Origin of the sequence: Rhodococcus sp. NPDC076796 (genome assembly GCF_040702765.1) — a bacterium.
Classification (GTDB): Bacteria; Actinomycetota; Actinomycetes; order Mycobacteriales; family Mycobacteriaceae; genus Rhodococcoides.
Window position 1 is genome coordinate 437,840 of record NZ_JBFBMS010000001.1, and the last position, 24,857, is coordinate 462,696.

Below are 24,857 nucleotides of genomic sequence, written 5' to 3' on the forward strand. Positions count from 1 at the left end.
GCAGAGAACGTCAGGCGACTGCGCGCGCCGCCAGCAGCGAGAAGTTCGACAGCTCGGCGCGAAGCATGTTCATCGCCCGATGCTGGGCCACTCGCACGGCTCCGGCCGTCATTCCGAGTGCTTCACCGGTTTGTGGTGCCGTCATGCCCCACACGACTCGCATCAGAATGATCTTGCGGTACTTCGGCGGCAGTGTGTCCATCAATGCCTGGGTGTGGCTACGCAGTTCGTCGCCGAGCGCGAGCTGTTCCGGCCCGGCATCGGTGGATTGCTCCTCGGGCATCTCGTCGATCGAGAACGACTGCCGCAGAACCGATTTACGACCGGCGTCGGCCAGCTTGTGCGCGGCGATCCCGTACACGAATGCCATGAAGGGCTTGCCCATGTCGCGGTACTTGGGAATGGCGGTGACCAGTGCGAGGCAGACCTCCTGCACCACATCGTCCGCGGCGACGTCGAGATTTCCGATCCGGGCGGAGCAGTATCGGCGAACCGGTGGCTGGATCAGCACCAGCACCTGTTCGAGGGCGAGTCGATCTCCCGCTACGGCGCGGGGCACAACGTCCTCGAGCCTGTCCATGCCGAAACCCATGGCCGATCTCCTCACTGGCAACGCGCGTCCTCTCCTGAACGCTCACCAGTACTTCGGTGCCGATTCCCACCCGGCTTGGTCCGAGCGGGTACCACACCGGCAGAAAATTGTGATTCAGGTAACACGGCGTGTCGAGGAAGCGAAGTACCGGACAACACCGTCGTCGCAACACGTGACACTCACACCCACGGAGCGCCCCATGATCACCAGCGAGCAGACCCACCAGGTCGGTCGCCGCAGCACCGTCGCTGCCGGTGACGGCACCGCGCTGGCGGTTCGCGAATTCGGGCATCCGAATGCCCCGCTGACCGCGGTGTTCGTGCACGGCCACTGCCTGCGGATGCAGTCGTGGACCGACCTGCGTCGACAGGTCGAGCACACTTGGGGAGACGACGTGCGGATCGTGATGTACGACCACCGCGGGCACGGCGAGTCGAGTCCGGCCGCGTCGGAAAGTTGCACCATCGACCGACTCGGCGAGGACCTGGCCGACGTCATCCGCGCAGTGGTTCCGTCGGGACCGTTCGTCGTCGTCGGCCATTCGATGGGGGGAATGACAGCGCTGTCCTACGCCCGCCAGAACCCGGAGGCCATCGGCACGCGCCTGATCGGAGTCGGTTTGATCGCGACGTCGGCGGGCGGAATCACCGACGACGGACTCGGCAGTTGCCTCGCGCATCCCGCGGTGTCGGTATTCCAGGCCGCTGTTCGACGGGCCCCTCGGCTGATGTCGGGTGCCAAGAGACTCAGTCGCGGCGTCTGTGCACCCATCGTCAGGACAGCGGGATGCGGATCCCGAAGAGTCAGTCCGAGGGTGGTGACGCTGGCGACGGCGATGCTGGGTGAGACGTCCATCGTGACGATGGCCGGCTTCCTCGGGGCGTTCCGAGGGCTCGACGAGGTGGCCGGCCTGGCCGCTCTCGCCTCGATTCCCACCCTCGTCCTCTGCGGCTCCGACGACATGATGACACCCATGCGACACTCGGAAACCCTTGCCGCACATCTGCCCGACGCTCGCCTGGTACGCGTCGCGCAGGCCGGGCACATGGTGATTCTGGAACGAGCCCACGAGGTGGCCGAGGCCATCGTCGAACTCGTGACGGCCGCTCGACGTGCACACGTGGGAGATCTCGCGCTGGCTCGCTAGCAACTCAGAACGTGCCGACGACCGTGGCCCGCACCGGAATCCGATGCGGGCCACAGTACTGCTGTAAGAGAATTACTTCTTGACGGCGGGGGGAGCGTTGAGGAGCTGGATGAACTGCCCCGCGTTGCCTGCGATGGCACCGAGACCGCCGATGGCGGTACCGGCGAGCGATGCACCAGAGCCCAGAAGCAGTGCGCCGCCGACGCATCCGGCCACCGGTGCGGCACCGAAGAGCAGCAGTGCAGGTGCGGAGACGGTACCGGCAGCGATGGCTCCGAGGAAGCAGCCGGTGACCAGACCGGTTGCGGCTCCGAGGAATCCGCCGACCGATGCGGAGAGGCTGATGTTGTCCTTGACGCCGGAGACTGCGGCGGGCAGGTCGACCTGCTGCAGACCCGGAAGAGAGGCGGAGACCGGGGTTGCCGCGGCAGGCGAGGCATCGGCGGTCAAGGTGGCGTGGTTTCCGTCGATGACGGCGGCGACGGGGTGCGAGAACCCGTCGACGGCAATGGCCAGTGGCACGGAATCGACCAGCGCACCGTTGGCGTCGCGGACGACGAGGTGGTTGTCCTCGTTGCTCAGGGTGCCCGCCGACGTGTCGACGATGACCTGGTTACCGGCCTGGGTGACGTTCCAACCGACCGGAGCGGCGAGCGCCGGAGCCGGATCGGCGTAGGCAGTTCCCATGGCGGTCGTCATCGCTGCAATGACCAATGCGGACGTTGCCGCGAATCGAGTCAGCTTCATGTTCCTCAGTCTTTCGTCGTGTCCATCACTCGATGCGAGCAGCGAAAAACTATGGGTGGAACAAGCGGGTCAGGCGAACCGAAGATGAACGAACGGGGTCGATCCGAACAACGATGCGACGCATCGACTCATAAGGGACAGAACGACTTTCGAAGTCCCAACGGTTCGTAAACGACACGCGCGGGTTGTCTCTTCCTACCGAAAAGACCCCCGCCGCCGATCACCTGCCCACGAACTTCGGCGTGCGCTTCTCGGTACGTGCGCGTCGCGCTTCCTTCATGTCCTCACTGCTCCACGCGGCCTCGAACGCTGCGGTCTGCTCCGGCGTCGGAACATCATGTGCTCCATCGTCGTTGAAGACGAGCTTGAGATGCTTCAGCGCCAACGGAGCGAGCTCGGTGATCGACTGCGCCCATTGCGTCGCCGCGTCGACGTCGCCGAGTTTGTTGGCCAGCCCGCACACGTGGGCCTGATCGGCGTGCACCCGTTCCCCGCCGATCAGAATCGTGCGTGCAACGCCGCCGCCTGCGAGCGCGGCCAAGCGCCGGATGGTCCAGTTGCTCACCGCGATACCGAGCCTCGTCGACGGAATCTCGAAGAAGCTGCCCGGCGCAACGACCCGCAGATCGCAGGCGATCGCCAACTGGGTGCCTGCCCCCACTGCTGGGCCGTTGATCGCAGCCACGACCGGAATCGAGACACGTTCGATTGCCGTCAGCATCTCCTCGAGGATCTGACCGAAATGCTCGGGAAACGCATCACCGGTCAGATCCGCGCCCGCGCAGAAGCTGGTTCCCTGGCCGGTGATGACCACGACCCGTGCGCCGTCACGCTCGGCTTGTTCGACGCCGCGATGCACCGCAAGGCACAGCTCGGAGTTCAACGCGTTCCGTCGATCCGGGCGCTGCAGTTCGATGGTGACGACGTCGCCGTCACGAGAGAGTCCGATCACGAGAGCAGAGGTTACCGACCGGTACGGGAATTGACAGTGCGGGGCCTGGTCTACTGGTCTCCATGATCGACACTCGGGTCGCCGTCATCGGCGCCGGCCAGGCCGGACTCTCGGCCGGCTATCACCTGCATCGCGCGGGCCTGACCGCAGGTGAGGGGTTCGTGATGCTGGACCGCTCCCCCGGCCCGGGCGGCGCATGGCAGTTCCGCTGGCCCTCGCTGACGCTGAGCACTGTCAACGGGGTGCACAACCTGCCCGGTATGGCCTTTGCGGACACGCTCGGAGACGAGCCCGCCGAGAGCGTCGCGGCCGCCGATGCCGTCCCCCGCTACTACCGCGAGTACGAGGAACGCTTCGAACTGCATGTTCGACGCCCCGTCACGGTGACCGTCGTGTGCGACCGCGAACCCTTGTTCCGGGTCGAAGCCGGCGAGACCGTCGTCATGGCCGAGGGGCTGATCAATGCGACCGGGACGTGGGAGAAGCCGTTCGTTCCGCACTACGACGGAGCCGAGACGTTCGCAGGCAGGCAACTGCACACCAAGGATTACCGGACTGCCGACGAGTTCGCGGGCAAGCACGTCGTCGTGGTGGGCGGCGGCATCTCGGCCGTCCAACTGCTCGACGAGATTTCGCAGGTCACGTCCACGACCTGGGTGACGCGTCGACCACCGGTGTTCCGAGACAGCGAGTTCGATCACGATGCCGGACGCAAGGCCGTCGCAATGGTCGAGGAGCGGGTGCGGGCGGGCCTGCCGCCCGGTTCGGTGGTCTCGGTGACCGGACTGCTGCTGACGCCGTCGTTGGCTGCTGCTCAGCACCGCGGCGCCCTCGACCGGAAGCCGATGTTCTCGTCCATCACGAAAGATTCGGTGGTGTGGGAGGACGGGTCGAGTCAGCACGCCGATGTGATTCTGTGGGCCACCGGCTTTCGCAGCGCCCTCGATCACCTCGCTCCGCTGCGCCTGCGCGGGCACGGCGGCGGAATCGTCATGGACGGCCGGCTCACCACCCGCGTGGCCGCGAACCATCGCGTCCACCTGCTGGGATACGGGCCGTCCGCCAGCACGATCGGGGCGAACCGAGCCGGGCGAGCCGCGGTGACGGAACTGCTCGAGACTCTGGATTAGCCGAGCTGCTCGGCGACGAACTTCGCGAGCGCACCCAATCGCGCCCGGCTCGGCATGGAGGTCGGAACGCCCAACGCATCCAACGGCGCCGACGTCACCGGCCCGACGCAGATCGCGGCGACAGGGCCGCGAAGTGCGTCGAGGAAGGCGTCGAGCAGGCCGTTGTCCTTTGCGGTCGACAGCAGAGATGCCACCGCGGGGGCGCTGGTGAACGTGACTGCATCCACGCGACGGTCGATGATCTGCCCCAACAGGTCGATCAGCGGAGCCTGATCCACCGGGCGGATCCACCGATACACCGGAACCGGCCGCACGTGTGCCCCGAGTTCGCTCAGTGCGTCGTTGAGATGGATCGTCGGTTCCCACTCGGTGATCACCCCGTGCAGCTGAACCGCGATGTCCACCCCGGCAACACCTTCGGCCTCGAGATGATCGGAGACTTCCTGGGAGGCCTCGGTGGCCGGGGACCACTCGTCCCGCAGCCCCGCACCGCGAATGGCACCGCGTGCCTTGGGCCCTCGGGCGATGATTCGCGAATGCGCAAGGGCAGCAACGAGATCATCACGGATACCCCAGTCGGCAGCCGCGTCGAGCCAGCCCCGAAAACCGATACCGGTGCTGATCACCACGATCTGCGGCGGTCGTTCGACGATGCCCTCGGTGGCCGACTTCAACTCGGAATCGTCGATCAGGGGCAGAACGTGAATCGCCGCGGCGTGAACGATGTTCGCGCCGCGGCGTTCGAGCATGGTGGCCAATTCGTCTGCACGCCGCTCGGCGGTGAGGGCAACGGTCTTGCCGTCGAGCGAATCGGACATGGGTACAGACTAGGCCCCCTATGTGAGCGCTGTGCCCGTGGTCGTTCCGCAGGCTCCACTCCGGACTTCGTAGCCCGCTACGAAGTTCCGGTCACATCAGCTGCTGAACTTGTCCGGGTCCGGGCCGGTGCGGCCGTCTGCGGAGTCCAGCGCGTTGATCTGCTGAATTTCGTCGTTGCTGAGCTCGAAGCCGAACACGTCGAAGTTGCTGCCGATGCGCTTCGGGGTCACCGACTTGGGGATCACCACGTTGCCGAGCTGGATGTGCCAGCGCAGGATGACCTGGGCCGGGGTGACGCCGTGTGCGTCGGCGATCTTCGCGAACACCGGCTCGTCGAGGATGGTGCCCGATCCCAGTGGGCTCCAGGCCTCGGTGGCGATGCCCTTCGAGGTGTGGAACGCGCGCAGCTCTTCCTGGATCAGCCGCGGATGCAGCTCGATCTGGTTGACCGACGGCGTCTCGCCGACGGCGTCGATCAGCTTCTCCAGGGTGGGGATGGTGAAGTTCGAGACGCCGATGGAACCGATGCGGCCGTCTGCCTTGAGCTTCTGGAACGCCTTGAAGGTGTCGATGTACTTGTCGCGGTCGAGCTGCTGCCAGTGAATGAGGTACAGGTCGAGGTACTCGAGCCCGAGGCGATCCATGCTGGCGTCGAATGCCTTCAAGGTGGAGTCGTAGCCCTGGTCGTCGTTCCACAGCTTGGTGGTCACGAACAGCTCGTCACGGGCGATGCCGGATTCTGCGATGGCCCGGCCGGTGCCGGTTTCGTTCTCGTACACCTTGGCGGTGTCGATGCTGCGGTAGCCGACCTTCAATGCCTCGGTCACTGCGGCCTGGGCACCGTCGTCGGGCACCTGCCACACACCGAACCCCAGCTGGGGAATGGACGTGCCGTCGTTGAGCACGATGGTCGGGACAGTACTGGTCTCGGCTGAATACGTCATACGAATGGCAACGGTGGGTGGGGTGGTGTTGTTCCCGCCCCTTAGTGTTTCGGTGTGACCGCAACGCTTCGTATCGATGATCTCGCCGCTTTTCACGGCGATCGAACCCTGTTCTCCGGCCTCGATCTGACGGTGGCCGAGGGTGATGTGATCGGGCTCGTCGGGGCCAACGGTGCAGGTAAATCGACCTTGTTGACGCTGCTCGCGGGGGTCGGCACGGCTGATCACGAGGGTGAGATCTACACCAGCCCGCCCGACGCGACCGTCGGCTATCTGGCTCAGGAGCCCGAGCGGATCGCCGGGGAGACCGTGCTGGACTTCCTCGGTCGGCGCACCGGGGTCACGGCGGCAGAATCTGCGATGAACGCCGCAGCCGAGGCTCTCGGTTCGAGTGACGAGGACCTTTACACCCCGGCACTGGAGCGATGGCTCGCCCTCGGCGGCGCCGATCTGGCGGAGCGAACGGCGAAGGTGCTCGCGGATCTCGGTCTCGAGGTCGACGGATCGGCACTGATGACGGATCTGTCGGGCGGTCAGGCCGCCCGAGCCGGGCTCGCCGCGATTCTGCTCGCTCGCTACGACATCCTGCTGCTCGACGAGCCCACCAACGATCTCGACCTGGCAGGCCTGGAGCAACTGGAGCAGTTCGTCGTCGCCACACGGGCCGCCATCGTCGTCGTCAGTCACGATCGCGAGTTTCTGGCACGAACGGTGACGGGTGTCGTCGAGCTCGATCGGGCGCAGCGTCGCATCGATGTGTACGACGGCAGCTACCAGTCGTATCTGGCGGAGCGCGAGATTGCGCGCCAGCATGCCAGGGAGAAGTACGACGAGTTCGCAGACACCAAGTCCGCGTTGGAGTCACGGGCACAGATGCAGCGGAACTGGATGGAGTCGGGGGTACGTAATGCGCGACGCAAGGCCACCGACAACGACAAGATCGCCCGCAAGACGCGCGCCGAATCGACCGAGAAGCAGGCCGCGAAAGCTCGTCAGACACAACGTCGCATAGAGCGCCTCGAGGTGGTGGAAGAGCCCCGCAAGGAGTGGGAACTGCGGATGGAGATCGCCGCGGCTCCCCGTAGCGGCACCGTGGTGTCGGTGTTGGGCGGTGCTGTCGTCCGGCGATCCGGGTTCACGTTCGGACCGGTCACGACGCAGATCGAGTGGGGCGATCGCATTCTGATCACCGGGCCCAACGGCTCCGGCAAGACGACGTTGCTGTCGGTGCTGCTGGGCCGGCTCAGCCCGGACGAGGGCACGGCCTCTCTCGGCTCCGGAGTCGCCGTCGGTGAAATCGACCAGGCGCGAGCACACTTCGTCGGCGAGGGCACAGTGTCCGACGCCCTCAGTGCCGCAGTTCCCGAGTGGCCCGATGCCGAAGTCCGCACGCTGCTGGCCAAGTTCGGCCTACGCGGCGACGATGCACTGCGGCCGGCGTCATCCCTCTCCCCCGGTGAACGAACCCGCGCCGCACTCGCGTTGCTACAGGCCCGCGGAGTCAATCTGCTGGTGCTCGACGAGCCGACCAATCACCTCGACCTACCTGCCATCGAACAACTCGAACGCGCGATGGAAAACTTCGAGGGCACACTGCTGCTGGTGACCCACGACCGCAGAATGCTCGACACGGTCCGTAGCACTCGCCAGTGGACCATGGCCGACGGGCAGCTGTCGGAGCTGTAGATCGCGTTGAAATCGGGTGCAGCTGACCGCGGTGAGCGCGGTCAGCTGCACCCGATTCGCGTCAACTGAGCAGAATTTCGTTCACCTCGGCGGCGGGATGCATCGGCAGCCCGTGGTGCGTGGCGTTCTCGAGTATCACCGTTCTCGCACTCGGCAGAACGGCGCGCACAGACGCTTCGACCCGAGTGGCGTTGTGCACCTTCCCCTTCCCCGCCAGGACCACGGTGGTGTGCACATCGAAGTTCTCGAACGCAGCAGGCTTCGGCCGCTTGGGAACGATGGTCTTCGCCGTCGGGAAATGTGCGGCACCGAGCGCGAGCACGTCGAGCCAGTCGGAATCCAAAGCCAGGCCGTCGGTCTCCCACGCTACGAAACGCCGCTGCCGTTTCTCGTTGGGAGCGAGCAATATCGGCAGGGCGTGCAGCAGATACCTCGGACTCATGGAGCCGAAGCAGGCATTGGGATCGAGGAGAGTGAGCGCATCGACGCGGCTTTTGTTGCGCAGGGCGTACGCCAGAGCGATCATCGCACCGTAGGAATGTCCGCAGAGCGCCGCGGTTGGCAGGTTCAACTCGTCCAGGACGGCTGACAGCCAACCCAGTAGTTCCTCGACAGAGTCGATGGACCGGTCGCCAGGAACGCTTCGCCCCACGTCGCCCATGAGGTCCACCGCGTACACCCGATATCGCTGCGCGAGCGCTGCAACGTTGGCGAACCACACGGCCGACGTCGCACCGGCCCCGGACAACAGGACCAGAGCCGGGCCGTCGACGGGTCCGCAGGCGTTGATTCGGGTGGTGCCGTGCACCGTCTTCACGTCGATGGCCTGGGTATCAGCCGGCCACTGCTGCAGCACCCGGTCGTAGGCGGAGGAGAATTTTTCCAGCGTCACGGCAACCCTCTATTCTCTCGATGGTCGAGATAATAGACAATGGAGAGACTTCTCGTCCAGCATCTCCCGAGGGATCAGCACATGACCGAACCTGTCGCCGCCGTGCATCGATTGCGAGCGCTCACCGTCGAGCTCGATCTCCTCGGCGCGGAGTTCGCCCAGAAGCACTCACTTCACCCGACAGACATCCGCGCGCTGATCTGCCTGCTGGATGCAGACCGAGCCGGAACGCGTGCCACACCCGGCTGGCTCGGCGGACAGCTGGGCCTGGAATCGGCGTCGGTCACCGCCTTGATCGATCGAATGACCAAGCGCGACTTGGTGCTACGCGAACCGGATCCCTCCGATCGCCGACGGGTACTGCTGCGCGTGACCGCGCATGCGTCGGAACTCGGCACCACGTTTTTCGGCCCCGTCATCGGTCGGGCCGTCGACGAACTCGCACGCTTCACACCCGATCAGCGGGCAACGATCGACGAGTTTCTGACGACCATGCACGCGGTCGTCGTGGCAGCTCGCGAACAGCAGAGCCCGTAGCCATACCAACAAATTCGTTATTACTGGTTGACATATCGTTGGGTTTATACAACACTTCATTGTCATGAGCCCCGTCAAGCGCGGTACCGCGCTCCCGATCTTCAACAGGGTGGGTGTTCTGCGGGCAGAACGAAAGATGAGCCGCGCGCAACTGGCCGAACTCGTCGAAGTGAATCCCCAGACAGTGGGAGCCCTCGAACGAGGCGACCACTACCCGAGCCTCGACCTCGCGATGCGCATCTGCGATGTGTTCGATCTGCCGATCGAAGCAGTGTTCTCACGAGAAGAACTCGGACCACTCTCGGCCGAACTCTTCCGAAGGGAGAAGGATCGATGAACAAGCCCGAGCCGAGCATTTACTCCCGCTATCAGGAATCCCGCACGCAGATGTTCCTGGACAGCGACAAGCATTACGCCAACTGGCTACCAGGCCTGCGAGCCCAAAAGCGACGCCGCACCTTTGTGATCGCGCTCCTCGCCCTCCTCGCCGCCGCGGCCGGATTCGCACTGGCAGTTCTCGCAGTCAGGGGGGCACTCGGCGGATGGGCCGTGTGCTACATCGCGTTCTTCTTCGCATCCATCGTCCTCGGCATCGTCTCTCGCAGCCAGGCCGAAGCACCGGAAGATGCACTCGACGAGTACGAGGTTGCACGCCGCAACCACGCCCGATCGATCGGACTGACAGTCACCCAGGGTTTGGGCACAGCGGCAGCGTCGTACCTGTTTCTCGGGGCGATGTTCCTGGACAACGCAGATCTGGCGCTCTCGGGAGGCGCATTGATCTTGACCGCTCTGAGCGCCGGGAGATACGCCCCCGCAATGCTTCTCGCATGGACCACTCCCGACCCCGACCCCGAGGACGGCTGACAATGAGCGAACGCCCCGACATCCTCACCCGCTACCAGGCGCATCGCACGCGGCGCTTCATGGAGAACGACGCGAAAACCCGTCACTGGCTTCCGAATTGGCGCACGCAGAAACGTCGACGCATACTCGCCGTCTTGCTGATGGCGTCCTTGCTCACCCTGTTGGTGATTGCGGTTTGGTCACTGTTCTCCAGGTGGGCACCGATCGCATGGATCCCGGCCACCGTGCTGTTTCTCGTCACGTGGACGATGCTGCAAACAGTGTCCCGTCGCCACAGCGATGCACCGGTGGGCGCACTCGACGAATGGGAAGTGCAGCAGCGCAACGAAGCACGCTCGATCGGCCTCACGGTCACCCAGGCGCTGGTGATGGTGGCAATCCTGGTCCTGATCGTGCTGTCGGGAGCGTACGACAACGAGAACCTCGCTTACGCCGGAGGTTTGTGGACTCTCGCTGCGCTGCTGGCCGGCGGGTGCGCACCCGCAGTCATTCTCGCCTGGATCACTCCCGACCCCGAACTCGAAGATTTCGATCCCGAAACAGAGACCGAAAGGGCACCATGAGCACCCTCACGATCGACTCCGTCTCCAAGAAGTACGGCGACAAGATCGCCCTCGACAATCTCAGCTTCGACGTTCGCCCGGGCGAGCTGTTCGGCTTCGTCGGCAGCAACGGCGCGGGCAAGACCACCACGATGCGCATCGCGCTGGGAGTCCTGTCGGCAGATTCCGGCCAGGTTCTGTTGGGCGGCAAGCCCGTCGACCTCGATGTCCGCCGCACCATCGGCTACATGCCCGAGGAACGCGGCCTGTATCCGAAGATGAAGGTCGGCCCGCAATTGGCGTACATGGCCGAACTGCACGGCCTGTCGTCCAAGGAAGCCAAGGCTGCGGTGATCCGTTGGACCGAACGCCTCGGCATCGATCAGCGCGTCAACGACACCGTCGACGCACTGAGCCTGGGCAACCAGCAGCGCGTGCAGCTGGCGGCCGCGCTGGTGCACGACCCCGCAGTGCTCGTACTGGACGAGCCGTTCTCCGGACTCGACCCGATCGCCGTCGACGTCATGAGCGAGGTCTTGCGCGAAAAAGCCGCTGCCGGAGTGCCGGTGGTGTTCTCGAGCCACCAGCTCGATCTGGTGCAGCGCCTCTGCGACCGCGTGGGCATCATCGCCGCCGGCTCGATGAAGGCTGTCGGGACCGTCGACGAGCTACGCGGCTCGGGGGATTCGCAACTGCACGTCCACGCACCGAACGCCGCGCCCGGATGGGCGTCGGGCATCGCCGGGGTGAGCACCCTCGGCCACAGTGACGGCGTCACCGTCCTGAGCTTGGCCCCCGGGGCCGACGATCAAGAAATCCTGCGGGCCGCCCTGGCGACCGGTCCGGTACACGACTTCTCCATCCAGAAACCTTCCCTGAGCGACTTGTTCCGAGAGGCGGTAGTGGCATGAGCTCCCAACTGAACTCCTTCAGCGCAGTGTCCTTGATAGCCAAGCGCGAGTTCACCGTTCAGGTGGTGAAGAAGAGCTTCGTCATCAGCAACGCGATCATCCTGGCCGTCATCGTCGGCGGCATCATCGCGTTCTCGATCTTCTCCGGCAGCGGTGACGAAGAGCGCGACGTCGTCGGTATCGCAGGCGACCAGTCCATTGCGGCCGTGATGGAAGCGACCGGCGATGCCGTCGGGTCTCCGGTCGAGGTCCGCGAGATCGCCGACGCGGCGGCCGCACGCAGCGGCGTCGAATCGGGAGATCTCGACGTGGCGTTGGTTCCGGACGGAACCCAAGGCGCGTACACCGCCGTCACCGAGTCCGACCTGACCGGCACGTTGCGCGCCGTCGTCGAAGGCAGTGTTGCAACGCAGGCAACCAATCTCGCACTGGCGCAACAGGGTGTCGATCAGAACGAGCTCGGGGCAGCGACAAGTGCCGCAATAGTCACCGTCGACGCTATCGATCCGCCTGATCCCGAGGCCGGCCAGCGGACAGCTCTCGCGTTCTCCGCAGTGTTCCTGCTCTACGCCCAGATCATCGGCTTCGGCATGTACGTCGCGATGGGCGTCGTCGAGGAAAAGTCCTCGCGCGTGGTCGAACTGCTGCTCTCCACCGTCCGCCCCCTGCAGTTGCTCTGGGGAAAGATCCTCGGTATCGGCGCGGTCGGCATCCTGCAGCTTGCCCTGTACGGAATAGCCGGTGTGGGTGCAGGATTGGGCACAGGCGTCCTCACGATCACCGGTGCCGCGGTGAGCGTGTTCGCCGGAACTCTCTTCTGGTTCGTTCTCGGTTTCGCCTTCTTCGCAGTGCTCTACGCAGCAGGCGGATCGATGGTCTCGCGGCAGGAGGACGTCAACTCGACAACCATGCCGCTGCTGATTTTGATTCTGGCCATGTTCTTCGCCGCTACTTCCTCCCTCAGTGACCCGGAGAGCACCCTCGCCAACACGCTGAGCTGGATCCCGCCGTTCTCCGCGATCATGATGCCGCTGCGTATCGCGTCCGGAGTCGCCTCGCCGGTACAGATCGTCGGCACCGCAGTTCTGATGGTGATCACCACCGCAATCCTGGCCATGGGTGCGGCGAAGATCTACCAGCGTTCCATTCTTCGGATCGGCAAGACCGTCTCGTGGAAGGAAGCGTTTGCTCGCTAGGGTTCTTCCATGAACCCACGGACGTCCGCCGCCGAGATTCTCGATTCCGTTCTCGACGGCGGATCGTTCGTGTCCTGGGACTCCACGCCTGTGGACGTCCATCCTGGGGAGTCCTATCTGAGGGACCTGACCAAGGCCCGGGAGAAGAGCGGCGTCGACGAATCGGTGCTGACGGGCGAGGGCACCATCGAGGGTCGACGCGTGGTGATCATCGCGTGCGAGTTCGCTTTTCTCGCCGGTTCCATCGGCGTTGCCGCGGCCGAGCGCATCACCTCCGCCATCGAACGCGCCACGGCCGAGGGGCTGCCGCTGATCGCCTCCCCCACCTCCGGCGGCACGCGTATGCAGGAGGGAACGTTGGCCTTCGTGCAGATGGTCAAGATCGCCTCGGCCGTCACCGCGCACAAGGCGGCGCACCTGCCGTACCTGGTGTACCTCCGCAATCCGACGACCGGCGGCGTGTTCGCATCCTGGGGATCGCTCGCTCACGTCACGGTCGCCGAACCCGGAGCCCTCATCGGGTTCCTCGGACCACGCGTCTATCAGGCGTTGTACGACAAGCCATTTCCGGACGGCGTCCAGACCGCCGAGAACCTCTACCAGCACGGCGTGATCGACGGTGTGGTGCCGGTCGATCAACTGCGCCACTTGCTGGTTCGCGCGCTTCGAGTGATCATCGACGCCACCGTGTGGCCCGATCTCACGGTCGATGAGTCGACCGAGATACCGGAGCAGTCGGCGTGGCATTCGGTGCAGTCGTCGCGTCGCGCGGACCGCCCCGGCATTCGACAACTCATCGAACACGCTGCCAGCGAGCACGTTCCACTCAGCGGCACCGGTCAGGGCGAGGCCGACACGTCGATTCTGTTGTCGCTGTGCCGAATCCGAGGGATCTCCTGTGTCCTGTTCGGCAACGACCGAAGCAGCAGCACCGCCACCACCACCATGGGTCCGGCAGCATTGCGAGAGGCACGACGCGGCATGCGCCTGGCCGAGGAACTGCGCATCCCGCTGGTGCTGGTGATCGACACCTTCGGCGCTGCGCTGTCCAAGGAAGCCGAGGAGGGCGGTCTGGCACCCGAGATAGCCCGCTCGATCTCCGACCTGGTGACCATCGATACCCCGACGGTGTCGGTGCTGCTCGGCCAAGGCACCGGCGGAGGAGCGCTCGCGCTGCTGCCGGCCGATCGCGTGCTGTGTGCCCAGAATGCCTGGCTCGCACCGCTTCCGCCCGAGGGTGCCAGTGCCATCGTGCACCGGGACACCGCTCACGCGCCGGATATGGCCGAGGCGCAAGGCATCCGCTCGGTCGACCTGCTGCGCGACGGCATCGTCGACGCGATCGTCCCCGAACTCCCCGACGCCGCCGACGAACCGGCCGCCTTTTCCGCCCGAATCGCCGATGCCATCGTCCGGGAGCTCCGCGATTTGTCGACCCTCGACGCCGCCACCCGCACGCGATCCAGACTCAGCCGCTACCGCACGCTGGGATGAGCGGCTCCGCCGCATGTGAGCAGAAGTTCGTAGCAGGCTACGAGACCGGAGTGGAGCCTGCGGAACGACCGCAGGCTCCGCCGTGCACCTGCGAGGTCACGAGCGCCAAGACGTCGCCCGCACGCAGGTCGGCGGGAAGCTCCACCGGACTGACGCAGCGTCGACCCGGACCGTGCACATCCACCTTGACCACCGGACCCACCGAATGCCGGTTGACCACCACGGCTTGGCGCAGATCCCCGAATTCGGCGTCGACGCCCACCTCGCCCGCGATCACCGAACGCACCCGAGTGACCAGAATCGAGCCCCACTGCACCGGAGTGCCCTGCGCATCGGCCAGATCCTCCAGCGCGACGCCGTCGACCGTGATGCGACCGCAGACGCAATGCGTCTCTGCAGGCCAGAGCGCTGGATCGCACCGCGAAACGTATGCGGCACCGAGGGACGGAAGCATGTCGAGAAGTGTCATGAGAAGAAGTCTCACGCCGCGCGGAGGCGTCGGGCAGAGGTGTTGACGCAATCTTGACGGCAGTGCAGCGAAAATTGATGCCAAGCCGCACACTGTACTCACTGGTACATTCAGTCGGGTGATTGCAGACGACGTCTATCGCCGCGGCCGAGCAGGCCTACCCTCGTGGATCTCCGACTACGACGGCCGCCGCACCGAACTGCCGATCGCGCGCTGGATGGGCGGAACCCATTCGACGGTCGAAGACATCCGAGCAGACGAAGCCTCCATTGCCTTCTGCACCGGCCCCACCCTCGATCTCGGCTGTGGACCAGGGCGTTTGACCGAAGCGCTCACCCGAGCCGGCGTTCCCGCACTGGGGGTCGACACGTCCTCGGTCGCTGTGGAGATGACCAACCATCGCGGCGGGCTCGCGATGCAGCGAGACATCTTCTCTGCGATACCGGGTGCAGGCCAGTGGTCCCACGTACTACTCGCGGACGGGAACATCGGCATCGGCGGCGATCCTGCCGCACTGTTGACGACCGTACGAAGACTGCTGCACGAGAGCGGGACCGCCATCGTGGAAGTCGAGCCCACGTCCGAGGTGGACGATCGGAACCGAATGGTTCGATGGGAGACCGGCGATTCGGTGGGCGAATGGTTCACTTGGGCCAGCGTCGGCGCGAGTGCGCTGTACGCGCTGGCGGTGACTGCGGGCCTTCGAGTCCGCCGAACCATCGAATCGAACGGCCGAGTGTTCACCGAACTCGCTGTTCAGAGCATCGACCAAGGAGCCGAGGACCCGTGAGCAAGGAGCTGCCGAGAACGGCCAAGGGCAGGCGAACCAGAGCTGCGATCGTCGACGCCGCAGCATCGATGATGTACACCCACGGTGTAGCCGGAACGACCCTCGACGACGTTCTCGCTGCCTCCGAGACCGGGAAGTCGCAGCTGTACCACTACTTTTCCGACAAGTCGGACCTGGTCGAGGCCGTTATCGCACGTCAGCTCGAGCGCGTCCTCGCCGCCCAGCCACGCCTGGCCCACATCGACAGCCTCGACGACATCGACGCTTGGGCCGCTGAGATCGTCCGAAATCACGAACAACCAGGTGGGCCGTTCTCGTGCCCCCTCGGCTCACTTGCTGCAGAACTGAAGAACGATGCAGCGTTCGTTCCCAGCCTTCATGCCGCGTTCCGGCGCTGGGAGAAACCGCTGGAGCAGGGACTTCGCCGCATGATCGACCGAGGCGAACTCGACGTCGCGACCGATCCGGCCGCCGCGGCCGCCACCTTGATCGCCTCACTGCAAGGCGGAATGTTGATCGCCCGCATCGCGGGCGATGTCCAACCGCTGCGCGACACGCTGGACGCAGCAGTCGCCACATTGCGTAGGCGCGCAACCTGAGAACCGACGCCGGACGAACCCTGGCGGACGGACCCGAAGTGCGCTAACCTCGTTCTGACAGTTTGTACTAATGAGTACAAAAATGGAGACGGGAACCAGAATGCAACGAATTCCCACGTTCCGAAGCCCGATCCGCGGCGTCTGGTTCACGTCGGTCCTCGCATCCGTCCTGCTCGTCGTTCTGCCGATCGTGACGGTCACCGGATTCATTTCCTGGGCCGCGTACGGTCCTCAGTTCGGCCAGGCCATGCCGGGCGACGTCGGGTGGCTACGGATACCGTCGTTCGACTGGCCGACAGAACCCGCCTGGCTCTTCCGACTCACCCAGGGCCTGCACGTGGGGCTCGGACTTATCATGGTGCCGATCGTGCTGGCCAAGCTGTGGTCGGTGATCCCGAAGCTGATCGAGATGCCCCCGATTCGCAGCGTCGCTCATCTGTTGGAACGAGTGTCGTTGCTGGCGTTGGTCGGTGGCATTCTCTTCGAGATCATCACCGGTGTGCTGAACATTCAGTACGACTACATCTTCGGTTTCAGCTTCTACACCGCGCACTACTGGGGAGCCTGGGTGTTCATCGCCGGCTTCGTCGCCCACGTGGTGCTGAAGTTTCCGACCATGGTGACGGCGCTCCGAACCCGCCCGTTCCTGGAACTGATGCGCATCAAGGTGGCGGATACGGTGCCCGACGCCGATGACGAATCAGGCCTTGCTGCAACCGATCCCGCTCCAGCGACGATCAGCAGACGCGGAGCCCTCACTCTCGTGGGCGGCAGCGCATTGTTCGTCGCAGTCCTCAGCGTCGGGCAGACGACGGGCGGACCACTGCGCGGGGCGGCACTCCTGCTCCCCCGGGGGCGTTCGTACGGCGACGGACCCAACGACTTCCAGATCAACCGCACCGCGCAGTCCGCGGGCGTCACCGAGGCGATGACATCGGATGCGTGGCGGCTGACCGTGATGGCCGGCGGTACCGAGGTAGTACTCACTCGAGCTCAACTCGAGCAGATGAACCTGCATACCGTCGAACTCCCGATCTCCTGCGTCGAAGGCTGGTCGACGGTACAGACGTGGACCGGTGTTCCGCTGCGCGATCTGGCAGTGCTCGTGGGCATCGATGCCGCCGATACCGGTGAGGTGCGGTCGCTCGAACCCGTCGGGTCGTTCAACCGAGTCACCTTCGGGGGACACCAGATGATGCATCCCGATTCGCTTCTCGCACTGAAGGTGAACGGGGCCGACCTGTCCCTCGATCACGGCTATCCCGCTCGGATCATGATGCCGGCGATACCCGGAGTGCATGCCACCAAATGGATCGAATCCGTCGAATTCTTCGGGGAGGGAGCATGAGTACGTTTCGGGCGAGGTACGGCGCAGGCCCCATGCATCTCGCGGTCACGGCCTTCTGTCTCGCCCTGTCCGGCGCGGTGGTCCTGACGATCGGCTTTCCGGCACTGTGGAACACCGACACGTGGTGGCAGTCCATCGGGCTCTGGTTCGTCGGCGCGGCCGTAGTTCACGATGCGATCCTGTTTCCGCTGTACGCCGTGCTCGACAGAACCTTGGTTGCTCGACTGGGCAGGTTCGTCAACGCGGTTCGCATTCCCGCGCTCGGTGCAGGACTGAGCCTGCTGCTCTTCGCACCGGGGATCTTCGCCCACGGGAGCGAGACGTACGAGGCCGCCACGGGTCAGACACAGGAGCCGTACGCGATGCGGTGGCTGCTGTTGGTGGCTGGCATGTTCGCGGCCAGCGCGGCGTTCTACGGCGGCCGCGAAATGCTCAGGCAGAGGCGTTGACGCAATCTTGACGGCCGAGCCACCACTATCGACGCCGATGGGCACCATTGCACGCAACGACCGTCGGTCGACGGGATCCCGCCGGTCGTCGCCGGTAGTGCGCAACCCGGCCCGCACCACGCAGCCCCGAACTACGCTCCACAACATGAGTGGCGAGTATCGGCAGGCCTTCGACGACAGTGTCGACAACCGTGAGCAGTTCTGGCTCGATGCCGCGACGGGAGTCGACTGGGACACCCCACCGACCACCGCGTTCGACGGCTCGCACTGGTTTCCCGGGGCCCGACTGAACACCTGTTTCAACGCACTCGACCGACACGTCGACGCCGGACACGGCGACCGGACCGCACTGATCTACGACTCGGCGATGCTCGGACTCACCCGCAGCTACACCTACGCCGAACTGCTCGATCAGGTCGCTCGTTTCGCCGGGGTGCTCAGCAGCAACGGCGTCTCCACAGGCGACCGCGTGGTGATCTACCTACCGATGATTCCCGAGGCAGTCGTCGCCATGCTCGCGTGCGCCAGGCTCGGCGCAGTGCACTCGGTGGTGTTCGGCGGTTTCGCGGCCAAAGAGCTCGCAGCGCGAATCGACGACGCCGAGCCGGTCCTGCTGATCACCGCCAGCGGCGGGTTCGAGCCGGGCCGCGTCATCGAATACCTCCCCTTGGTGAAGCGGGCTCTGACGCTGACGACCGCGAAACAACCCGCAGTGATCGTGAAAACCCGCGAGGGAATTCCCGGTGACCACGACTGGCTGGACTGGGACACCCTCATCGCCGACGCCACCGCAGCCCAACCGGTTTCGGTGCAGGCGACGGATCCGCTGTACATCCTCTACACCTCGGGCACGACCGGAAAGCCCAAAGGTGTGGTGCGTGACAACGGCGGTCATGCCGTCGCGTTGACGTGGTCGATGCGCAACATCTACGACGTGGGTGCCGGTCAGGTGATGTGGACGGCGTCCGATGTCGGCTGGGTCGTCGGGCACTCGTACATCGTCTACGGACCGCTGTTCGCAGGTGCCACAACGGTTCTCTACGAGGGCAAGCCCGTCGGAACTCCCGATGCGGGCGCATTCTGGCGGGTGATCCAGGATCACGGCGTCCGCGCGTTGTTCACCGCGCCGACGGCATTGCGTGCCATCCGCAAGGTGGACCCGCACGCCGCCGAGCTCGATAAGTACAACGTGAAGTCCCTGCAGACACTGTTCGTCGCGGGTGAGCGCCTCGATCCCGATACCTACGAGTGGATTTCGCGAACCCTGGACCGCCCCGTGGTCGACCACTGGTGGCAGACCGAGACCGGGTGGGCGATCTGCGCCAATCTTCGCGGCCTCGAACCACTTCCGATCAAATCGGGATCGCCGACGGTACCGGTGCCGGGATTCCAGGTCGGCATACTCGACGCCTCGGGCAGCCCGGTCGAGGCAGGCACCGAGGGCAACATCGTCGTGAAGCTGCCACTGCCACCGGGGGCCCTGGTGGGACTGTGGAACGACGAATCACGGTTCCAGCGTTCGTATCTGGACACGTTCCCGGGCTACTACCTCACCGGAGATTCCGGGTACATCGACGCCGATGGCTACGTCTACGTCCTCGGCCGCAGCGACGACGTCATCAACGTGGCCGGGCACCGCCTGTCCACCGGATCGATGGAGGCGGTACTGGCCGGTCACCCCGCGGTTGCCGAATGCGCAGTCATCGGTATCCACGACGACCTCAAGGGCCAGCGCCCCAGCGGCTACGTGGTGCTCAAGGCCGGGGAGACCATCACCGAGGAGCAGCTGCGTACCGAACTGGTGGCCATGGTGCGGGATCAGATCGGCGCACTCGCGACATTCCGGGACGTGACGATCGTCGGGGCGTTGCCGAAGACCCGCTCGGGCAAGATCCTGCGGAAGACGATGCGGCAGATCGTTGCCGGCGAGGAATACGGCGTGCCGTCGACCATCGAGGATCCGGCGGTACTCGATGCGCTGGAGAAGTTGCTCGGCAGGTAGCGAGACGCTAATTCGAGCAACGATGGCCGAAATCCGCGCGCCAGGGGCCGTTCGCGCGCGATAGCGTCGTGCTCATGACAGATCTCGACACACGTCCCGCCGTCGATTGGCTTGCGCTCGGAGCCGTCACCATCACGGTGATCTCGTGGGCATCGGCATTCGTGGCCATCCGTGGTGTCGGCGAATCCTTCGGGGCAGGCCCGCTCGCGCTCGGCCGGTTGCTGATCGGATCTGTGGCACTCGGCGTGATAGTTCTGGCCAAAAGACAATGGGTCAAGCCCAACCGCACGCAGTGGCTGCAGATCGTCAGTATCGGCGTGTTCTGGTTCGGCATCTACAACGTCGCCCTCAATGCCGCCGAGCAACGCGTCGATGCCGGTACGACGTCGATGATCATTCAGATCGGTCCGATCCTGGTCGCATTGTTCGCGGGTCTGCTTCTGGGCGAAGGCTTCCCGAGGTGGCTGGTGATCGGCGCAGGTGTCGCGTTCGCCGGCGCGGTCATGGTAGGCGTCGTCACGGCGGTGACCACCACGTCCACGACCAAGACCGACGCCGACTTCCTCGGCATCGCACTGTGTCTGGTATCCGCGGTGACCTACGCGATCGGGGTGCTCAGCCAGAAGCCCGTGCTGCGCACCATCCCCGGACTTCAGGTCACGTGGATGGCATGCACCATCGGCGTGGTCTGCACGCTGCCGTTCGCACCGGCTCTGCTCGACGACCTCGGGTCCGCTTCTGCCGGTGCCACAGGCGGATTGATCTACCTCGGTCTCGTCCCGACTGCACTGGCCTTCAGCACCTGGGCCTACGCGTTGACGCGGATGAACGCGGGCAAGCTCGGCATCACCACGTACGCGGTCCCACCGATCACGATCGTGCTGGCCTGGCTGCTGCTGGGCGAGGTTCCGCACTACCTCGCCGTGGTCGGCGGAGTGATCTGCCTGGTGGGAGTTGGGTTGTCCCGCAGAAGATAGGGGTCACTCCGCAGGCTGCGCTCCTGCGTCAAAGCGCCTTGAAACGCGCGATCGCCACTTCCCGCTCGTGCTTGTGGTCGACGATCGGCTCCGGGTACTCCTTGGGCCGGCCGAACTTCAACGTGTGCACGGCTTTTCCTTCTTCACCGCGCAGCTCCGGCACCCAGCGTCGGACATAGTCCCCGGTGGGGTCGAACTTCTCGCCCTGGGTGATGGGATTGAACACTCGGAAGTACGGCGACGCGTCGGTGCCCGTTCCCGCGGTCCACTGCCAGCCGTGTTGGTTGCTGGCCAGATCCCCGTCCACGAGATGCTGCATGAAGTATCGCGCGCCCCGCCACCACGGCAGATGCAGATCCTTGACCAGGAACGACGCGACGATCATCCGTACCCGATTGTGCATCCACTTCTCGGAGTTCAGCTGCCGCATACCGGCATCGACGATCGGAAAGCCCGTCTCGCCCTTGCACCAGGCATCGAACAACTCGTCGGCATGCTTGCCCGAGTCCAGTTCGATCGTATCGAACTTCTTGACGTAGTTCTCCCGTGCACTGTCGGGACGCTGAAAGAGGATGTCGCCGTAGAAGTCTCGCCAGCAGATCTGTCGACGATACGAGGCCGCGCCCTCGTTGCGGAGCTTTCCCAGGTCGGCCAACATCGTTCGCGGGTGAATGTTTCCGTACTTCAGATGCACCGACATCCGACTCGTCGAGTCGAGGTCGGGACGATTGCGCTCGTCGTCGTACGCAGAAACCTCGTCGAGAAATTCCTTCCACTGCTTCGAGGCGGCCGCCTCACCGGCTGCCGCGTCGGACGCATCTTTCTCGGAAGGAATCTTCACGCGCCGAACGCCTTTCACCTCGTCCGGGTCGATCCAGTCGGCGGAGTCGGCCGAGGTGTCCGCTGGACCGCGCCACCCGTGTTCCATCCACTGGCGTGAGTACGGCGTGAACACCTTGTACGGTTCCCCGTCGTTCTTGACGATCCGCCCGGGGGCAACCGCATACGGTGACCCGGTCTCGACCAGGGTCACCTTCTCGCCCACCCGCTTGTCTCGCTCGCGCCCGTACGGGCCGTAATCGGCACTGATGTGTACGTCCTCGGTGCCGATCGCCTTCGCCACCTTCGGGACCACCGTCTCGGGGTCACCGTGCACGACCATCAGCCGTCCGCCGAGTTGGTCGTCGAGGGCTTCGAGTGAGCGGAACAGGAAGTCCTTACGCGGCCCGCCGGACGGCTTCAGCAGACGGTCGTCGAGCACGAAGAGCCCGAGCACCGGATCTCCCGACTCGGCAGCGGCGGTGATTGTGGGCAGATCCCCCAGACGGAGGTCACGGCGAAACCAGACGATCGACATGCTTCCAGTCTTACCCACCCCCGCCGCGAGCAATCCCCTCCCTCGGCCGTTCGATTCTCAGAGAACCGCCAACGACGACTCACCAAGGCCGCAACAACGACCTCTACCTTGGGATATACCGAACAGACAAGGAGAACATCATGACGAACACCCGCCCCTTCCCCGGTGCACTCTCCCTGATCGACAGCACCTGCACTTTCGAGAAGTACTACGAGCAGCTCTACGCCAAGGCACCCGCGCTCGCCTGGTCACTCGATGCCGACACCGGCCGCCGCAGTGCCCTCGAAGACTTCTTCGCCAAGACACCCGAGGAACGCCGCACCACCGTCGATAGCTGGGTTGCATAGCATTGGTCCGGTGACCGAATCGCCGAGCACCCCCGCCACCGTTCTCGTCGTCGACGACGACGCAGACGTGTTGTCGTCGCTGCAACGCGGACTGCGCCTGTCCGGGTTCACCGTCATCACCGCATCGGACGGCGCGGAGGCGCTCGGCGTGGTGTCGCGATCGGTGCCCGACGCCATCGTGCTCGATATCAACATGCCGGTGCTCGACGGTGCCAGCGTGGTGACCGCGTTGCGCGCCATGGGAAACGATATTCCGATCTGCGTACTCAGTGCCCGCAGTTCGGTGGACGATCGCATCGCCGGACTCGAATCCGGTGCCGACGACTACCTCACCAAACCGTTCGTGTTGGCCGAGCTCGTCGCCCGGATCCGAGCCATGCTGCGTCGACGCGGCACCGGTCCGGTTGTGCCGGTGACAGATTCGGGCGCACCGAACTCTGCCGTCGCCATCGGGACCCTGGTGGTCGACATCCCCGGCTATCGCGTCCACCGCGGCGGAGCCGACATCGACCTGACCAAGCGAGAATTCGAGTTGCTGGCCATCCTGGCCCGCAACAAGGGCGTCGTTCTCACGCGTGAACGACTGCTCGAACTGGTCTGGGGCTACGACTTCGTCGCCGACACCAACGTCGTCGACGTGTTCGTCGGATATCTGCGACGCAAACTCGAGGCCGACGGGTCGCCGCGCATCCTGCACACGGTCCGCGGCGTCGGCTTCGTCGTCCGGGACGCCGCATGAGCTTCTCGCTGCGCGCCCGAGTAGCCGCCGCCACCACGCTCGGTGCCACCCTCGTGGTCGCTGCCCTCTCGGTGGTCACCTCGGTCGCCATCTCGCGCAACAACGTCAATCAGCTCGACGAGCGGCTGACGACGGCATCTCAGGTGCTGATCCCGACCTCGACGACGCTGGAGGCCTTCCTCGATCAGCTCTCGGGCGCGTTCGCCGTCACCATCCGCAGTGGCGACATCGTCGTCGCGTCCACACCGACACGGCTGCCCGCGCTCGACACCGGGTCACAGACCGTGGACGTCGACGGGCAACGCTTCCGGGTCTACACCGCCGTATCGACCGCGGTGTCGTCCATCTCGATTTCCATCGGCGTGCCGGCCATCGAAGCGCAACAGGTCACCGACGAGCAACAGAAGCAGGTGATCCTGCTGGGACTGGCCGCGATCGCGGTGTCCACCGGACTGGGCTGGCTCTTCGGCGGTAGAGCCGTCAGACCGTTGGTGACGTTGACCCGGCAGGTCAGCGCGCAACCTCCGACCGCACCCGAAACCCGCACCGGCGTCACCGAAGCCGATGCGCTCGCAGTCGCGATCGGCGGCATGCTGACCAGACTGAACGAGGCACAGGACCGCACCAACGCCGCGCTCGACACCGCACGCGACTTCGCGGCCGTCTCCGCACACGAGCTGCGGACCCCACTGACTGCGATGCGCACCGACATCGAGGTGCTCAGAACACTCGACCTCGAGCCGACGCAGCAGCAGGAAATACTGGGAGATCTCGAGCGGACGCAGGGTCGAGTGGAGACCACGCTGACCGCCCTGGAACGACTGGCCTCGGGTGAATTGTCCAGTGAGGGCGACAGAGTCGAGACCGACATCATCGACATCTGCGACGTCGCAGCCCAGGACGCGCAACGACTGCATCCGGGACTCGACATACGCGTGGAGTACGCCGCCGACTCCGAGATCACGATGCGCGCACTGCCGACCGGCCTTCGACTGGCCGTCGACAACGTGATCGGCAACGCCGTTCGGCACGGCAACGCGACGTCGATCGTCATCACCGCCGAGCGCGAAGGTACGACGGTACGTGTCCTGATCGACGACAACGGATCCGGCGTTCCCCTCGACGAACGCGAGACGGTGTTCGGCCGGTTCGAGCGCGGCACCCGAGCAGCCAAGGGCGGCTCGGGGCTCGGCCTGGCTCTGGTGGCGCAGCAAGCCCAATTGCACGGTGGGCGGGCCTGGTTCACCGACAGTCCGCTGGGCGGAGCTCGATTGGTGCTGGAGCTGCAAGACAGCTGACGTACGGCAGTCTTTACGCGGGAGAA

General features: G+C 65.0%; 27 protein-coding genes. 19 read left to right on the forward strand and 8 right to left on the reverse strand.

Features of this window, described 5'->3' with window-relative positions; translation table 11 throughout:
• Positions 1-10: 10 nt before the first annotated feature.
• Positions 11-592: an RNA polymerase sigma factor ShbA gene (gene shbA, locus AB0366_RS02075; RefSeq protein WP_366242514.1), complete on the reverse strand. Its 582-nt coding sequence runs from the start codon at positions 590-592 to the stop codon at positions 11-13.
• A 199-nt stretch (positions 593-791) separates the two neighbouring features.
• Between shbA and AB0366_RS02080 the strand changes: the two genes are divergently transcribed.
• A complete protein-coding gene (locus AB0366_RS02080) occupies positions 792-1,739 on the forward strand; it encodes an alpha/beta hydrolase (protein ID WP_366242515.1) in 948 nt (315 codons plus the stop codon).
• A gap of 72 nt (positions 1,740-1,811) precedes the next feature.
• Here AB0366_RS02080 and AB0366_RS02085 read toward each other — a convergent pair whose 3' ends face one another.
• Together AB0366_RS02085 and AB0366_RS02090 are read right to left on the reverse strand one after the other, a co-directional pair.
• Entirely contained in the window at positions 1,812-2,486 is a 675-nt protein-coding gene (locus tag AB0366_RS02085; RefSeq protein ID WP_366242516.1) for a hypothetical protein, read from the reverse strand.
• Between the two features lie 220 nt (positions 2,487-2,706).
• Positions 2,707-3,438 carry an enoyl-CoA hydratase gene (locus AB0366_RS02090; protein ID WP_366242517.1) on the reverse strand — a complete coding sequence of 244 codons (732 nt, stop codon included), beginning with the start codon at positions 3,436-3,438 and terminating at the stop codon, positions 2,707-2,709.
• Positions 3,439-3,500: 62 nt separating this feature from the next.
• Here AB0366_RS02090 and AB0366_RS02095 point away from each other — a divergent pair, with 62 nt between their 5' ends.
• Positions 3,501-4,568 (forward strand): NAD(P)-binding domain-containing protein, encoded by a 1,068-nt coding sequence (locus AB0366_RS02095; protein WP_366242518.1) that lies wholly within the window; start codon positions 3,501-3,503, stop codon positions 4,566-4,568.
• On the opposite strand, the gene AB0366_RS02100 is transcribed toward AB0366_RS02095, so the two are convergent.
• Positions 4,565-5,386 (reverse strand): uroporphyrinogen-III synthase, encoded by an 822-nt coding sequence (locus tag AB0366_RS02100; protein ID WP_366242519.1) that lies wholly within the window; start codon positions 5,384-5,386, stop codon positions 4,565-4,567. The two genes, AB0366_RS02095 and AB0366_RS02100, sit on opposite strands and share 4 nt — an antisense overlap.
• Positions 5,387-5,482: 96 nt before the next feature.
• On the reverse strand, positions 5,483-6,331 hold the full coding sequence (locus AB0366_RS02105) for an aldo/keto reductase (RefSeq protein ID WP_366242520.1): 849 nt from the start codon (positions 6,329-6,331) through the stop codon (positions 5,483-5,485).
• 54 nt (positions 6,332-6,385) lie between these two features.
• Between AB0366_RS02105 and AB0366_RS02110 the strand changes: the two genes are divergently transcribed.
• Positions 6,386-8,017: an ABC-F family ATP-binding cassette domain-containing protein gene (locus tag AB0366_RS02110; RefSeq protein ID WP_366242521.1), complete on the forward strand. Its 1,632-nt coding sequence runs from the start codon at positions 6,386-6,388 to the stop codon at positions 8,015-8,017.
• Between the two features lie 61 nt (positions 8,018-8,078).
• Here AB0366_RS02110 and AB0366_RS02115 read toward each other — a convergent pair whose 3' ends face one another.
• Complete coding sequence (locus tag AB0366_RS02115; RefSeq protein WP_366242522.1) at positions 8,079-8,909, reverse strand: alpha/beta hydrolase; 831 nt, start codon at positions 8,907-8,909, stop codon at positions 8,079-8,081.
• Positions 8,910-8,990: 81 nt separating this feature from the next.
• Between AB0366_RS02115 and AB0366_RS02120 the strand changes: the two genes are divergently transcribed.
• From AB0366_RS02120 to AB0366_RS02150, 7 genes are all read left to right on the forward strand, one after another.
• Positions 8,991-9,446: a MarR family transcriptional regulator gene (locus AB0366_RS02120; RefSeq protein ID WP_366242523.1), complete on the forward strand. Its 456-nt coding sequence runs from the start codon at positions 8,991-8,993 to the stop codon at positions 9,444-9,446.
• A gap of 64 nt (positions 9,447-9,510) precedes the next feature.
• On the forward strand, positions 9,511-9,783 hold the full coding sequence (locus AB0366_RS02125; protein WP_032385724.1) for a helix-turn-helix transcriptional regulator: 273 nt from the start codon (positions 9,511-9,513) through the stop codon (positions 9,781-9,783).
• Entirely contained in the window at positions 9,780-10,313 is a 534-nt protein-coding gene (locus tag AB0366_RS02130; RefSeq protein WP_366242524.1) for a hypothetical protein, read from the forward strand. The genes AB0366_RS02125 and AB0366_RS02130 overlap by 4 nt, the downstream gene beginning before the upstream one ends.
• Before the next feature lie 2 nt (positions 10,314-10,315).
• A complete protein-coding gene (locus tag AB0366_RS02135) occupies positions 10,316-10,876 on the forward strand; it encodes a hypothetical protein (RefSeq protein WP_366242525.1) in 561 nt (186 codons plus the stop codon).
• Entirely contained in the window at positions 10,873-11,766 is an 894-nt protein-coding gene (locus tag AB0366_RS02140; RefSeq protein ID WP_366242526.1) for an ATP-binding cassette domain-containing protein, read from the forward strand. Before AB0366_RS02135 ends, AB0366_RS02140 begins: the two co-directional genes overlap by 4 nt.
• Positions 11,763-12,962: an ABC transporter permease gene (locus AB0366_RS02145; protein WP_366242527.1), complete on the forward strand. Its 1,200-nt coding sequence runs from the start codon at positions 11,763-11,765 to the stop codon at positions 12,960-12,962. Before AB0366_RS02140 ends, AB0366_RS02145 begins: the two co-directional genes overlap by 4 nt.
• 9 nt (positions 12,963-12,971) lie before the next feature.
• Complete coding sequence (locus AB0366_RS02150; protein WP_366242528.1) at positions 12,972-14,456, forward strand: carboxyl transferase domain-containing protein; 1,485 nt, start codon at positions 12,972-12,974, stop codon at positions 14,454-14,456.
• Positions 14,457-14,493: 37 nt separating this feature from the next.
• On the opposite strand, the gene AB0366_RS02155 is transcribed toward AB0366_RS02150, so the two are convergent.
• On the reverse strand, positions 14,494-14,925 hold the full coding sequence (locus AB0366_RS02155; protein ID WP_366242529.1) for a hypothetical protein: 432 nt from the start codon (positions 14,923-14,925) through the stop codon (positions 14,494-14,496).
• A 118-nt stretch (positions 14,926-15,043) separates the two neighbouring features.
• Here AB0366_RS02155 and AB0366_RS02160 point away from each other — a divergent pair, with 118 nt between their 5' ends.
• The 6 genes from AB0366_RS02160 to AB0366_RS02185 all read left to right on the forward strand — a co-directional run bounded on the left by AB0366_RS02160 (position 15,044) and on the right by AB0366_RS02185 (position 21,090).
• Positions 15,044-15,715: a methyltransferase domain-containing protein gene (locus AB0366_RS02160; protein WP_366242530.1), complete on the forward strand. Its 672-nt coding sequence runs from the start codon at positions 15,044-15,046 to the stop codon at positions 15,713-15,715.
• Positions 15,712-16,314, forward strand: a complete 603-nt coding sequence (locus AB0366_RS02165) for a TetR/AcrR family transcriptional regulator (protein WP_366242531.1) — start codon at positions 15,712-15,714, stop codon at positions 16,312-16,314. The genes AB0366_RS02160 and AB0366_RS02165 overlap by 4 nt, the downstream gene beginning before the upstream one ends.
• Positions 16,315-16,414: 100 nt before the next feature.
• Entirely contained in the window at positions 16,415-17,662 is a 1,248-nt protein-coding gene (locus AB0366_RS02170; RefSeq protein WP_366242532.1) for a molybdopterin-dependent oxidoreductase, read from the forward strand.
• Positions 17,659-18,111, forward strand: a complete 453-nt coding sequence (locus AB0366_RS02175) for a hypothetical protein (protein WP_366242533.1) — start codon at positions 17,659-17,661, stop codon at positions 18,109-18,111. The genes AB0366_RS02170 and AB0366_RS02175 overlap by 4 nt, the downstream gene beginning before the upstream one ends.
• Positions 18,112-18,256: 145 nt before the next feature.
• On the forward strand, positions 18,257-20,113 hold the full coding sequence (locus AB0366_RS02180; protein ID WP_366242534.1) for a propionyl-CoA synthetase: 1,857 nt from the start codon (positions 18,257-18,259) through the stop codon (positions 20,111-20,113).
• A gap of 74 nt (positions 20,114-20,187) precedes the next feature.
• Positions 20,188-21,090, forward strand: a complete 903-nt coding sequence (locus tag AB0366_RS02185; RefSeq protein WP_366242535.1) for a DMT family transporter — start codon at positions 20,188-20,190, stop codon at positions 21,088-21,090.
• Between the two features lie 28 nt (positions 21,091-21,118).
• Here the strand turns inward: AB0366_RS02185 and AB0366_RS02190 are convergent, their stop codons facing one another.
• Positions 21,119-22,447 carry a deoxyribodipyrimidine photo-lyase gene (locus AB0366_RS02190; protein ID WP_366242536.1) on the reverse strand — a complete coding sequence of 443 codons (1,329 nt, stop codon included), beginning with the start codon at positions 22,445-22,447 and terminating at the stop codon, positions 21,119-21,121.
• 140 nt (positions 22,448-22,587) lie between these two features.
• On the opposite strand from AB0366_RS02190, the gene AB0366_RS02195 reads away from it, so the two are divergent.
• The 3 genes from AB0366_RS02195 to AB0366_RS02205 are packed head-to-tail and all read left to right on the forward strand — an operon-like array spanning position 22,588 to position 24,831.
• Positions 22,588-22,794 (forward strand): hypothetical protein, encoded by a 207-nt coding sequence (locus AB0366_RS02195; protein ID WP_032395828.1) that lies wholly within the window; start codon positions 22,588-22,590, stop codon positions 22,792-22,794.
• A 10-nt stretch (positions 22,795-22,804) separates the two neighbouring features.
• Complete coding sequence (locus AB0366_RS02200; RefSeq protein WP_366242537.1) at positions 22,805-23,533, forward strand: response regulator transcription factor; 729 nt, start codon at positions 22,805-22,807, stop codon at positions 23,531-23,533.
• Entirely contained in the window at positions 23,530-24,831 is a 1,302-nt protein-coding gene (locus tag AB0366_RS02205) for a HAMP domain-containing sensor histidine kinase (RefSeq protein WP_366242538.1), read from the forward strand. The genes AB0366_RS02200 and AB0366_RS02205 overlap by 4 nt, the downstream gene beginning before the upstream one ends.
• Positions 24,832-24,857: the final 26 nt, after the last annotated feature.